Raw genomic sequence first — 12617 nt, 5'->3', positions numbered from 1 at the left:
CGGCGGCCGTACCGGGCCCCGCGCCCCGGCGGACGGGAACCCCGTGCGCCGGGAGGCCCCGGCCGCCGCCGAACCCGTGCTCCGCGCCGCACGCGCGAACGGACGGCGCGGACCGACCACCGTCACCGCCACCTTTGGAGAGGAAAGCGATGAGCACCGCCACCGACCTGCTGACCACCGAGGACCTGGAGTTCCTCCGGCGCCCCCTGCACGGGTTCCTGTCCGTGGCCGGGGGAGCGGAGCCGCCGCAGCCCCGGCCCGTGTGGTTCGAGGCCACGGACGAGGGAACCCTCCAGCTCTTCACGGAGCCGGACGCGCTCAAGGTGCGCCGCCTGCGCCGCGACCCCCGCGCCTCGATCGTCGTCGCCGCCCCGGTGGGGGAGCGCGAGCGCTGGGTGTCCGTCGTCGGCCGCGCCACGCTGGAGGCCGACGGTGCGCGCGACCTGGCCGCACGCCTGGCCGCCCGGTACTGGGACCTGGAGGACCCGGCGCGCGCCGAGGAACTCGCGGTGATGCTCGCCGACGACCACCTCCGCGTCGTCCTCCACCCGCAGACCGTGCGCCGCCTGACGAACTGACCCGCCACGGGCGCCCGGCACGGTTGCGCACCTCCGGGACCGCGAGGCGCCGCCCCTCGCCGTCGCCTCTCCCGCACGAGCCCCGACCGGCCACGTCGTCCCGCTCCCCGCACCGGGCCCTCCCAGCGGCCCCGCCGAGGCATGACATCTGTCATGCCGGACCCGTGCGGATCGCGTGGGAAACCGATGATCGGTGACACTCCGTCACGGCCCGGCTCCGGTCTAGGTTCGAGGCATGGCCCCCGACGACCACCGCTCCCCCTCCCGACCAGGCCCTGCCGCCGCCGCTCCCCGCCCAGGCGGGGACGGCCGCCGGTGTCCGGTCCGGGCCCCGGGGCGCGGAACCTCGGGAGCACGGCAGCGTCGGGACCGACACGGGTGAGGACGGACATGGGACGAAGGCGTGGAGCAGGACGGAACTGGGCAGTGATGGCGGTGATCGGCCTCGCCGGGCCGCTGGTCGCGGTGCCGGCGGCGGCCGACGAACAGGCCACGGAGCCCGCGGAGCGGGTGGAGTGGGGCGCCTGCCCCGAGGAGGTGGCGGCCGAGGCGCCCGGGATCGAGTGCGGCCTGGTGCCCGTGCCCCTGGACCACTCCGACCCCGAAGGCGCGCAGATCGAGATCATGGTGTCCCGGCTGGCGAGCCAGAACCCGGACCAGCGGCGCGGCGTGCTGATGTTCAACCCGGGCGGCCCGGGCGGCTCCGGGCTGACGATGCCTGCGGACCTGGTCTCCCGGGGCCTGCCCGCCGAGGTCGCGGACAGCTACGACCTCATCGGCATGGACACCCGCGGAGTCGGGTACTCGGCACCGATCAGCTGCGGTTTCACCGCCGATCAGGACTACCGGGGCGCCATCCCGCCCTACGCGGTCGACGACGCGGCGGTCCTCGACCAGGCCGCTGCCTCCGAGGCGGTCGCCGCCCGGTGCGCCGCCAACGACCGCGACGGCAGGCTGCGCCACGTGTCGACGGCCAACACGGCCCGCGACCTGGACCTGATCCGGGAGGCGCTGGGAGAGTCGAAAACCAGCTTCTACGGGGCCTCCTACGGCACGGCGCTGGGCGCCGCCTACGCCTCGATGTTCCCCGAGCGCTCCGACCGGATCGTGCTCGACAGCAACATCGGCGACACCCACCTCGACCACGAGGGGATGCGCAGGTACGGCCTGGGCGCCGAGGAGACCTTCCCGGACTTCGCCCGGTGGGCCGCCGAACGCCACGACGAGTACGGCCTGGGCGACTCCGAGGAGGAGGTGCGCCAGACCTACTTCGCGCTCGCCGAACGCCTGGACGAGACCCCGGCGGACACGGTCGGCGGCCCCGTCGACGGCGGCCTCTTCCGGCTGGCCACCTTCGTGGGGCTCTACAGCGAGCTGTCCTACCCCGCGACGGCGCAGGCCTGGCAGGAACTGCGCGACTCCGACCCGGAGGCCGGGGAGCCGGCGGACGGGACACCGGACACCGGCGCGGCAGTCCCCGGTACCCGGCCCGCGACGGACGCCGGGCTGTCGCCCTACGACAACTCCTGGTCGGTGTTCCTCGCGGTGACCTGCAACGACGTCGAATGGCCCGAGGACGTCGACACCTACCGGCGCAGCGTCGCCGAGGACCGCGAGAGGTACCCGCTGTTCGGCGCCGCCTCCGCCAACGCCATGCCCTGCGCCTCCTGGTCCTCCGGACCCTCCGAGCCGCCGGTGGAGGTCCTCGACGAGGGGCCGGGCAACGTCCTGATCGTGCAGAACCGGCGCGACCCGGTCACCCCGCACCTGGGCGGGGTGCTGCTCGACGAGAAGTTCGGCCAGCGCTCCCGGCTGGTGAGCGTCGACGGCAGCGGGCACGGCGTCTACGTCAACGGCGACAACGCGTGCGCCCACGACGTGACCACGGCCTTCCTGGTCGGGGGCGACCTGCCGGAGCAGGACATCTCCTGCCCGGCCTGAGCACCCCGGGGCCCGTGACCCGAGGGGCCCCGGCGCCGCTCCCGCCGACCGGCGGGAGCGCGCGGCCCGCGCGGGGGTGACGCGTGCCCCGCGCGAGGGCGGGCGGGGAGACCTCCGGCCCGCCCCCGCGCGGGGTCGCGCGACCGCCGCCACCGGGACCGGGCGCCCCCGGACCGGCGGACGTGCGCCCCCTCGCCCCGGAACCGGCCGCCCCCGCGGGCCAGGGCGCGCGGGGACCGTCCACCGTCAAGACACCCGTCCCCCCGCCGGGGCGGCCCCGAGGCCGCCGAGGCGTTCCCACACGACGAACAGGGAGCCCGAGATGCTCGAGGAGTGGCAGCGGCGCCGAGCCGCACGACGTGTAGAACCCGGGAACGGGAAGCCGCTGAAGCCCTTCCGCTGGTGGCAGCCGCTCTCCCGTGTCCTGTTCCACCTCCCGCTGCGCGGCGGCGACGGCGGGCGGGCGGACTACGCCGTCGAGGTCCGCTACGCACAGCGGTTCTTCTCCGAGGACGGCAAGGGCAGGGCCCACCTGTACCTCGACGGCAGGCACCACGCCCAGTCCCGGCTCCCGGCCGCCTTCCCCGTCCGGGGCGGCACGGTCGAGGTGGCGCTGACCCCCTTCGGCCTCAAGCGCTGCCACTACGTCACCGACGGGGGAGCCGAACACCAGCTCGTCCCGGACCGGCGCTCCGCCGAGGGCCGGCGTGCGCGACTGGACCGCGAGCACCCCGTGCTGAGCCGCGGCATCGGCCTCTGCTCGCTGGTCCTGCTCGTCGTCCCCGCGCTCCTCCTCGTCCCGCAGCTCGTCGAGGCGGCCTTCCAGGTGCCGCCCGTGACCGAGCGCTTCGGGACCTTCACCTCGCCCGTCCAGCTGCCGCTCTGGCTCAACATCGCGCTCGCCCTCGGCGCCTCCGCGGCGAGCACGGAGCGCGCGCTGCGCCTGCGGTACAACTGGCTGCTGGACTCCGCCGCCCAGGGGGAATGACGGCGCGGCGCCCCGACCGTCCACCGGGCGACCGGCTCCCCCTCGCGCGGACCGCGCCCGCGCCGCCGCGCGGCCGAGGACGGGACAGCCGCAGGGATGGGTTTAGGGCTGTTGGAGGCTTCGGGGAGATGCCGCCCCGATAACAGGACAACAACCCTCAACGGTTCTTTCAAGGATACGGTTGAGGGATATGAGCCAAGACATTCGAGACTTCGCGACCTCGCCGTGCGAGCTGCTGGCCCTCGGCGAACCGGTCCACCCCACACAGGAACCAGCCTTCGGGGACGTCCGCAACGACGTCTTCGCCTCGCTCGCGGAGCTGGGCTACCGGTCCATCGCCCTGGAGACCGACCGGGTGGCCGCGCTGGCGGTGGACGACTTCGTCCGGCACGGGAGGGGAACCCTCGACACGGCGATGGACGAGGGCTTCTCGCACGGCTTCGGGGACCTGGAGGCCAACCGGCGACTGGTCTCCTGGATGCGGGGGTACAACGAGAGCCGCCCCGCCGAGGAGCGGCTGGCCTTCCACGGCTTCGACATCCCGGCCGAGAACACCAGCGCACCCAGCCCCCGGCGCCACCTGGAACACGCGTGCGCCTACCTCGGGGCCGCCCCGGACCTCGCAGGTCTGCTCGGCGACGACGAGCGGTGGAGCCGCCAGGAGGCGATCCTGGACCCGGCGGCGTCGGTCGGCGCCGGCCCCGGGGCCGAGCGGCTGCGTGTGATCGCCGACGACATGCTCACCTCGCTCCACGCACGCGCACCGGAACTGGTCGCGGCGACCTCCCGCGCCGACTGGTTCCGGGCCCGCACCCACCTCACCGCCGGCCTCGGCCTGCTGCGCTACCACGCTCAGGCGGCCCGGCGCGTCGAGGAGAGCGCACGCATCTCCGGCCTCCTGGCCACCAGGGACGCGCTCATGGCCCAGAACCTCCTGGAGATCCGCGGCATCGAGGCCGAGCGCGGCCCGACGCTCGCCTTCGCGCACAACAGCCACCTGCAGCGCAACCCGAGCTCCATGAGCATGGCGGGCATGGACCTCGGCTGGCACTCCGCGGGCTCCGTCGTCGGCGCCCTGCTGGGTCGGCGGTACACCGTCGTCATCGGCAGCCTGGGCCGCAGCGCGGCCCTCGGACTCGCGGAGCCGGAACCGGACACCTACGAGGGCCTCCTCCAGAGCCGTGCCACCCCCTGGGGCCTGGCCACCGCCGCCGCGGTCGCCTCCGGGAGCAGACGCACCGACGCCCGGCCCGAGAGGGGCTACTTCCCCCTCGACCGGGCGCTCGTGGAGGCGGCCGACGCGATCCTGCACGTCGACGCGGACCGCGCCCGCGCCGCCGCGCACGCGCCGGACGGACCCGGGCGGGCCGAGGGGGAGGCCCGGGCGTGACCGGCCACCGCGCGGCACCGCCCGCGCCCCCACCCGGCCGCCGAGGCCTCCCCGTTCACACGCCGCCCACCCGCGGCTGACGCGGGGCCCGATCCCCGCGCACGGGCGCCCCCCATGACGTTCTCGCCGTCGCCCCGCCCGCACAGCCCGCCCCCGCGCACGGGCGCCCCTCCGCCCGATCGGGCGGAGGGGCGCACCGCGAGCCGCTCCGGAGGCGCGACCGCGCTCAGTAGTACACGGCGAGAGGCCCGCGCGGTCCGTCCACGACGGTCACCGGAGTCTCGAACACGCGTGTCAGCACCTCGTCGGTCATGATCTCCTCCGGGGTGCCGAACTCCACGACCGCACCGTCCTTGACCGCGCAGATCCGGTCGGCGTAGTGGCCCGCGAAGTTGATGTCGTGGAGCACGACCACGACCGTGCGCTCCAGCTCCTCCGCCACACGGCGCAGGTGCTTCATCATCTGCGCGGAATGGCGCATGTCGAGGTTGTTGAGCGGCTCGTCGAGCAGCACGTACTCGGTCTCCTGCGAGAGCACCATCGCCACGTAGGCGCGCTGGCGCTGCCCGCCCGAGAGCTGGTCCAGGTAGCGGTTCTCCAGCCCGCCCAGGTCCAGGAAGTCGATCGTCCGGCTGACGACCTCCTCGTCGGCCGCCGTCAGCCGCCCCCGGGAGTGGGGGAAGCGTCCGAACGCTACGAGCTGGCGCACCGTCAGCCGGGTGACGAAGTGGTTCTCCTGACGCAGGATCGAGACGACCTTGGCCAGGTCCTTGGACGCGGTCCTGGCCACGTCGTGGCCCGCGATCTCGATCACCCCCGCGTCCAGGCCCAGCAGGCGGCCCGCCATCGTCAGCAGCGTCGACTTGCCGGCCCCGTTCGGACCCACCAGCGCGGTCACACCGCCCCGGGGGATCCGCAGGTCCACGGGGCCGATCGCGACCTCGCCGCTGTACTCCTTGCGCACACCGCTGAGCGTGATCACAGCCGGCCCTTTCTGAGGATGACGAAGAGGAACACCAGGCCGCCGACGAGCTCGATGATGATCGAGACCACGCCGTTGGCGTAGAAGACGTGGCGCATGACGAAGTACGCGCCGCTGAGCACGACGAAGCAGGTCAGCACCGCCACCGGGAAGACGTACCGGTGGGCGTGGGTCCCGGTGAACTGGTAGGCCAGGGTCGCCACCAGGAACCCCAGGAACGTCATCGGCCCCACCAGCGCGGTGGAGACCGCCATGAGGACCGAGACCAGGAAGAGCACGCGCATGGTCTCGCGGCGGTGGTCCAACCCCAGGCCCGTGCTCGCGTCACGCCCCAGCGCGACCGCGTCGAGCCGCCGCGAACCCGCCCACAGCAGGACCGCCGCGCCCAGGCACAGCGGCACCGCGAGCGGCAGGTAGGACGCGTCGGCGTTGGAGACGTTGCCGAACAGCCGCGCGGCGAGCACGTCGAACTCGCTCGGCGTGAGCAGGCGCTGCATGAACGTGGAGACCGAGGCCAGGCCGCCGCCGATGACGATGCCGATCAGCAGCATCACCTGGAGGTTCGCGTACCGGCCCGACAGCAGCCACCCGTACAGCAGCATCGCGAAGCCCACCATGAGCACCAGCTGGAGCGCGAACTGCGGGAGGCCCTGGACCGCCACGACCCCGGCCACGCCCAGGAAGTACACCGCCGTGGTCTGGACGGCGACGTAGAGCGCCTCGAACCCCATGATCGACGGGGTGATGACGCGGTTGCCGGTCACGGTCTGGAACCCCACCGTCGCCACGGCCTGGCAGAGCGCGACCACGGCCATGACCACCAGGTCCGTCCCGCGCATCTGCGCGATGCGCCAGAACCCGTCCGAGCCCACGGGCATCGGGTTGTCCCAGGCGAGCAGGCCGAAGCCGAAACCGGCGGCGAGCACGCCGAGCACCGCGACGACGGTCCGGTAGCGGCGGCGGGCGCGCCCGGTGGGCAGGGCCCCGGAGGAGCGCCCGGGCGGTGCGGGGAGCGGTCCGGTCACACGGGAAGCGGTCGTCTCAGCCATGGCGGCGCTGCCTCAACAGGAGAAGGACGAACACGGCGGCGCCCACGACTCCGAGGATCAGGGACACGGGCACCTCGAAGGGCATGATCACGACTCGGCCGATCAGGTCGCAGACCGTGACGGTGCCGACGCCCAGCAGGCACACCCACGGAAGGTTGCCGCGCAGGTCGTCGCCGCGGAACATCGAGACGACGTTGGGGACGATCAGCCCGAGGAAGGGCAGGTTGCCCACGACCACGGTCACCACGCCGGTCGCCACCGCGATGAGGCCGGTGCCCAGCAGGATGACCCGGTCGTAGTTCAGGCCGACGTTGGTCGAGACCTCCTCGCCCAGCCCCGCGACCGTGAACCGGTCGGCGGCGACGAACACCGCCACGGCCGCCAGCGCCACGATCCACAGCAGCTCGTATTGGCCCCGCAGCACGGAGGTGAAGCTCCCGGCGAACCACACGCCGAGGTTCTGCAGCATGTCGGTCTGCAGCGCGACGAAGGTCGAGACAGCGCTGACGACGGCGCCCAGCATGATGCCGACGATCGGGACGATGAGCGAGGAGCGCAGGGTGACGCGGCGCAGGAAGAGGAAGAACACCATCGTGCCGACGAACGCCGCCACGACCGCGCCGACCATGCGTGCGCCGATGCTCGCGCCGGGCACCAGGATCATCACCGTGAGCAGGCCGAGCCCGGCCCACTCGGTGGTGCCGGTGGTCGTCGGCTCCACGAAGCGGTTCTGGGTCAGCAGCTGCATCACCAGGCCCGACATCGCCATCGCCGCGCCGGCCAGGACGAGGGCGACCGTGCGGGGGACGCGGGTGATGGCGAACATCTCGCCGCCGTCGTCCGCGCCGAAGACGTCGTACACGCCGGTGAACAGCGAGAGCACGACCAGGGTGCCGACGAGGGCGGTGCCGACGAGCAGTTTTCCGTCGAGGAGGCGTTTCTTGCGCCGCGCCCGGGGGACGGGGGTCGCGGTCGTCATGCCCCGCCCCCGCGCGGGCGGGCGCCGGCGGCGTCGCCGTCGCCGGCGCGTGCCGTTCGGTCGGACCGGATCACGCCCGGGCCTCCAGCGCGTCGGCGAACGCGTCGAAGAACTCGGTGTAGGTCTGGATGCCCTCGTTGGTGTAGGTGTCGGCGGGCATGTAGAGGATCTGCTCCTCCTGCACGGCCGTCACGCCCGCGAGCGCCTCGGAGTCCGACAGGATGTTCGAGGCGGGCTCGTACCCGGCGTCGTCGGAGGCGACGGCGGCGTCGCGGTCCATCACCAGGATCCAGTCGGGGTCGGAGTCGGCGATCGCCTCGACCGAGATGTCGTCGCCCTGGTGGTCGTCGCTGGCGTCCTCGACCTCCAGCGCGGGGGTGAGGCCGAAGATGTCGAAGGCGGGGCCGAGCGTACGGCCCACGCCGGGGGCCAGGTAGCCGATCTCGCCGCCCGAGGTGTTGACGGCCATGACGGACTCGCCCTCGTCGTAGGCGGCGTTCACCCGCTCGACGGCCGCGTCGAAGTCGGCGACCAGCTGCGCGGCCTCGTCCTGCTTGCCGAAGACCTCGCCGAGCACGGTGACCTGGCGCTTGAGCTCGGCGTCGAAGGGCTCGCCCTCGCGCGGGTCGAGCTCCAGGATCGTGGCCTCGGGCACCAGGGAGGCGATGTCGTCGTGGTACTGGGTGAAGCGCTGCCCGTTGACGACGACGTCCGGCCCGGCGGCGACGATCGCCTCGAGGTCGGGCTCGTTGTGCGTGCCGATGTCGATGACCGACTCGTCCCGCGTGTAGCCGATGGTGTCCGGCATGAGGGACACCGCGCCCGCGGACAGTTCCACGCCCCAGTCCGAGAGGGTCTCGAAGGTGCGGTTGTCGAGCGCGACGACGGACTCCGGCGGGGAGGCCACGGTCTGGGCGCCGTTGTTGTCCTCGACCTCGATCGTGCCGCTCGGGGCGGAGGCCTCCTCCGCGTCCTGTCGGCCGGAGGCGCAGCCGGAGAGGAGGAGGGCGGAGGCCAGGACGATCGAGAAGGCGGTCAGGGGACGGCCGGGGGACTGCATGGAGGTTCTCCTTCGCATACGTGAACAAAGGGGAGCCTAACCTAACCATCGTGTGGAATGTGCATGGGTGTGCCCTTATGAGGTGTTTCCCTCAGCGGGAGCGCCCGGTGGCAGGATGTCCGAAGGCCCTCTCACCCCATGGCTCGGGAGAGGGAGGAAGCCGCGCACCCAGCGGTCCGGCAGAGGGGCCCTCTCCTCCGCGGACGTGCCGTCCGGGCAGTGGCCTCCACGCCCTCCGGGCCCGCCGGGCGCGGGCGGTCGGCCGCGACGAGCGCCCGGCGTAGCGGGACGGCGGCGTCGGCGTCCGCGGTGCCGTGGCCGGTCTGAGGCCGCAGCAGCCGGGGAGGGGCTCCAGCCGCGGCCCGTCGCCGTCGGCCGTGACCACCGGCGCCGACGGGGTCCGCGGCGGCCGGGGTCAGGGGGTGACGATGTCGAAGTCGGGGTCCACGCCGTCGAGGACGCCGAACAGCGTGGTGAGGGCCCCGGTGTCGCCCTCCGTCCGGATCCCGTCCAGGCTCTGCGTGGCGACGAGCCGCAGGAGCTGTGCCTTGGTCAGCGTCAGGGTCAGGTCGGCGTCACCGCCGTCGTGGGCGGTGGTCCGGACGAGGACGCCGTTGGCGAGCTTCAGCCTGACCTCCGCCACCGGATCGGTGAAGTTCCAGTCGATGGTCAGGGTGGTGTCCCAGGCGCGGGGACCGTCGACGCGGATGGCCACGGAGTCGAAGACCTGCGCGATGCTCAAGGCGCCCATGACGTCGGGGGAGGAGCTGTCGACGGGCGTGGGAGCCTTGTTCCCGCGCAGTTCCGCCGCCCCCTGGAGGTAGAAGTTCCGCCATGTGCCGTTCTCCGCACCGTGGCCCAGGGCGTCGTAGACCTCGGCGAGGAGCGCGCGTGCGGCGGTGTCGCCGGGGTCGGCGAACACGACGTAGTCGAGGACCTGCGCGGCCCACCGCAGCTCTCCCGCCTCGACGGCGGCCCTGGCCTTCGGGAGGATCTCCCCGGCGCCGCCCATGAACTCCACGTGCTTCTTCGCCGACTCCTCCGGCGGCAGTTCCCACAGGTGGGCGGGGTTGCCGTCGAACCACCCCATGTAGCGCTGGTAGACCGCCTTGACGTTGTGGGAGACCGAGCCGTAGTAGCCGCGGGCGTGCCAGGCGCCCTCCAGGGCGGGAGGCAGCCGGAGCCTCTCGGCGATCTCGGCGCCCGTGTGCCCCTGGTTGAGCATGCGCAGCGTCTGGTCGTGCAGGTAGGCGTACAGGTCGCGCTGCTGGGACAGGAACAGCGTGAGCTCCTCCGTGCCCCAGGTCGGCCAGTGGTGCGACGCGAACAGCACGTCGGAGTCGCCGGAGAACAGCTCGATGGCCTCCGTGAGGTAGTTCGCCCACACGTGCGGGTCCCGGACGAGCGCGCCGCGCAGCGTCAGCACGTTGTGCAGGGTGTGGGTGGCGTTCTCGGCCATGCACAGGGCGCGCCGGTCGGGGAAGAAGAAGTTCATCTCCGCGGGCGCCTCGGTCCCCGGGGTCAGCTGGAAGACGGTCCGGACGCCGTCGACCACCACTTCCTGCCCGGTCCTGGTGACGTACGTGTTCGGCTCGATCAGGGAGATCGTCCCGGCGGAGGTGGTGGGCCCCAGGCCCGCGCCGATCTGGCCGGCGGCCCCCTTGGGCAGCACGGCCCCGTACATGAAGACCGATCGCCGGTTCATGGCGGTGCCGGCGTAGACGTTCTCCGCGACCGCGTGTTCGAGGAAGCCGGAGGGCGCGATGACCGGGACCTCCGTACCGTCGGGGATCACCCCCCGGACCCCGCCGAAGTGGTCGGCGTGGGAGTGGCTGTAGATCACCGCGGCCACCGGGCGCTCACCGCGGTGCTCCCGGTAGAGGGACAGCGCCGCCGCCGCGCACTCGACGGACAGCAGGGGATCGATGACGATGACGCCTTGGTCGCCCTCGACGAAGGAGATGTTGGACAGGTCGAAGCCCCGCACCTGGAAGACGCCCTCGGCGACCCGGTAGAGGCCGTGCCTGGCGGCGAGCCGCGACTGGCGCCACAGGCTCGGGTTCGCCGTGTCGGGCGCCTCCCCCTCGAGGAAGGCATAGGCGTCCAGGTCCCAGACGACCCGTCCGCTCCGGTCCGTGATCTGCGGTTGTGACGCCGTTCCGAGGAAGCCCTTGTCGGCGTTGTCGAAATCGGTCCGGTCGTCGAACGACGGCTGGGACACGGAGGGTCTCCTTCGGGAGCTCGGGGCCGGTGGGCACCCACCCCATCCCCCACCCCGCGACCACGAACCGCAGTCGCATCATTGCTTTAGGCAATGATGGCGATCCCGGCCCGATGCCGTTCGCCGATCCGCGCCGACGCCGGGGCGGGCCGTGCGCCCGGTCCCGTCAGGACGGGAAGAGGCGCGGCTCAGACGAGGGGCGCCCGGTCGGCGTCCAGGACGTTGACGCCCTCCGCCTCCAGGAGTTCCTCGAAGGCCGCCAGGGAATCGCCCGTGATCAGGGCGGCCTCGCTCCGGTGGATCGGCAGCAGCCACAGGAACCGCGCGCTCCCCGCCTCCTCGGGCGCGTGCTCCAGCGCCGGCCCGTAGGGGTAGGGCGGGCTCACCAGCAGGTGGTCCATGCGTGAGCCCTCCGCCCACGGGCCGCCGACGTCGATCACCGAGCCGACGCCGAGCCGGTACTCCTCGAAGGAGTGCAGGTGGCCGACCACGGCCAGGGTCTCGGCGTGGGCCGGGTCCTCGGTCGGAGCCATGAGGAAGAACTCGGCGCCGTTCCCGGCCCCGTGGACGGACGAGCCCACCGTCACGTAGACCCAGCCCTCGCCTTCGCCCCTGGGCGCCACCCGGTAGGTGGCGAAGCCCGGGACCCGGTCGAGGAGGGGCGCCTCCGCCCAGGTGGCGTCCTCCACCGCGTATCCCTGCCAGAACTCCCGGACGTGCTTCTCCAGCGCGCGGATCCGCGCGTCCTCCCCGGTCGCCAAGGAAACCGACCCTCCGTCGTCGTGCCTTAGGCCCCCGGGGCCCTGCGGCCCCGGATCGCCCGATACGTGGATGTTCCGAGCGGCCAGACTACGGCTTCCCGGCGCCCTCCGGCGCGGGGGAGACCGTCCCGGACCCGCTCTGGTGCACGCTCCGTCCGGGGTGCCTCGGCAGTGCCGAGTAGACGGCCGTCGTGCTCAGCAGCAGCCCGGTGACGAAGTACATGGTGTACGCCGCCCATCCCGGGGACGCGAGGAGTCCCAGGAGCACGGCCGCGATGAGCAGCGGCACCACGGCCAGAAGCAGCGACCACCCCACCCGGCCGCCGCCGTGCGTGTCGGCCAGGCGGCCTCCCGCCGCGCAGAGGGGGATGACCAGACCCAGGAGCTGCACGGGCGCGTAGACGACCCCGGCGGCCGTGGTCAGCATCATGGTCCCGTAGTGCAGATGGGGGAAGGCCGCCGTGAACGCCATCAGCAAGGCGACCAGGACCGCACAGTGGACCACGAGCGCGATCAGCCACCGCAGCGCCCACAGGGCCCTTCTCCGCCCCGGGGTCATCCGTACCGTGTTCCGCACCAGTGGTCCGCCTCTCTCGGTCGAGTGCGATGCCCCCGACGTCGCGGTGGGCACCGCCGGGGGCCGGAAACGGCACAGGCGTGCCGCTGGC

Annotated in this window: 11 protein-coding genes; 4 read left to right on the top strand and 7 right to left on the bottom strand. The window is 73.1% G+C overall.

Annotation, left to right across the window (positions count from 1 at the left end; all coding sequences use genetic code 11):
- The first annotated feature begins 149 nt into the window (after positions 1-149).
- The 4 genes from ACIRPH_RS08565 to ACIRPH_RS08550 all read left to right on the top strand — a co-directional run bounded on the left by ACIRPH_RS08565 (position 150) and on the right by ACIRPH_RS08550 (position 4897).
- Positions 150-578 carry a pyridoxamine 5'-phosphate oxidase family protein gene (locus ACIRPH_RS08565; protein WP_402911087.1) on the top strand — a complete coding sequence of 143 codons (429 nt, stop codon included), beginning with the start codon at positions 150-152 and terminating at the stop codon, positions 576-578.
- Positions 579-968: 390 nt separating this feature from the next.
- Positions 969-2519: an alpha/beta hydrolase gene (locus ACIRPH_RS08560; protein WP_402911084.1), complete on the top strand. Its 1551-nt coding sequence runs from the start codon at positions 969-971 to the stop codon at positions 2517-2519.
- Between the two features lie 322 nt (positions 2520-2841).
- Complete coding sequence (locus tag ACIRPH_RS08555) at positions 2842-3507, top strand: hypothetical protein (protein WP_402911081.1); 666 nt, start codon at positions 2842-2844, stop codon at positions 3505-3507.
- Positions 3508-3697: 190 nt separating this feature from the next.
- On the top strand, positions 3698-4897 hold the full coding sequence (locus ACIRPH_RS08550; RefSeq protein ID WP_402911079.1) for an erythromycin esterase family protein: 1200 nt from the start codon (positions 3698-3700) through the stop codon (positions 4895-4897).
- A 226-nt stretch (positions 4898-5123) separates the two neighbouring features.
- Here ACIRPH_RS08550 and ACIRPH_RS08545 read toward each other — a convergent pair whose 3' ends face one another.
- The 7 genes from ACIRPH_RS08545 to ACIRPH_RS08515 all read right to left on the bottom strand — a co-directional run bounded on the left by ACIRPH_RS08545 (position 5124) and on the right by ACIRPH_RS08515 (position 12526).
- Positions 5124-5879: an ABC transporter ATP-binding protein gene (locus ACIRPH_RS08545; RefSeq protein WP_402911077.1), complete on the bottom strand. Its 756-nt coding sequence runs from the start codon at positions 5877-5879 to the stop codon at positions 5124-5126.
- Positions 5876-6928: an iron chelate uptake ABC transporter family permease subunit gene (locus ACIRPH_RS08540; RefSeq protein WP_402911074.1), complete on the bottom strand. Its 1053-nt coding sequence runs from the start codon at positions 6926-6928 to the stop codon at positions 5876-5878. The genes ACIRPH_RS08545 and ACIRPH_RS08540 overlap by 4 nt, the downstream gene beginning before the upstream one ends.
- The gene (locus ACIRPH_RS08535) at positions 6921-7907 is read right to left on the bottom strand and encodes an ABC transporter permease (RefSeq protein ID WP_402911072.1); all 987 of its coding nucleotides are present in this window, start codon (positions 7905-7907) and stop codon (positions 6921-6923) included. Before ACIRPH_RS08535 ends, ACIRPH_RS08540 begins: the two co-directional genes overlap by 8 nt.
- Before the next feature lie 70 nt (positions 7908-7977).
- The gene (locus tag ACIRPH_RS08530; RefSeq protein WP_402911069.1) at positions 7978-8967 is read right to left on the bottom strand and encodes a siderophore ABC transporter substrate-binding protein; all 990 of its coding nucleotides are present in this window, start codon (positions 8965-8967) and stop codon (positions 7978-7980) included.
- Between the two features lie 415 nt (positions 8968-9382).
- A complete protein-coding gene (locus ACIRPH_RS08525) occupies positions 9383-11188 on the bottom strand; it encodes an alkyl/aryl-sulfatase (protein ID WP_402911068.1) in 1806 nt (601 codons plus the stop codon).
- 188 nt (positions 11189-11376) lie between these two features.
- Complete coding sequence (locus ACIRPH_RS08520) at positions 11377-11949, bottom strand: suppressor of fused domain protein (protein WP_402911066.1); 573 nt, start codon at positions 11947-11949, stop codon at positions 11377-11379.
- An 88-nt stretch (positions 11950-12037) separates the two neighbouring features.
- Positions 12038-12526: a hypothetical protein gene (locus ACIRPH_RS08515; RefSeq protein WP_402911063.1), complete on the bottom strand. Its 489-nt coding sequence runs from the start codon at positions 12524-12526 to the stop codon at positions 12038-12040.
- Between the last annotated feature and the right edge of the window lie 91 nt (positions 12527-12617).

Source organism: Nocardiopsis sp. NPDC101807 (assembly GCF_044766605.1).
Lineage (GTDB): Bacteria > Actinomycetota > Actinomycetes > Streptosporangiales > Streptosporangiaceae > Nocardiopsis > Nocardiopsis tropica.
Note: the sequence above shows the minus strand (reverse complement) of the source record. Positions and strands in the feature narration are given on the sequence as shown.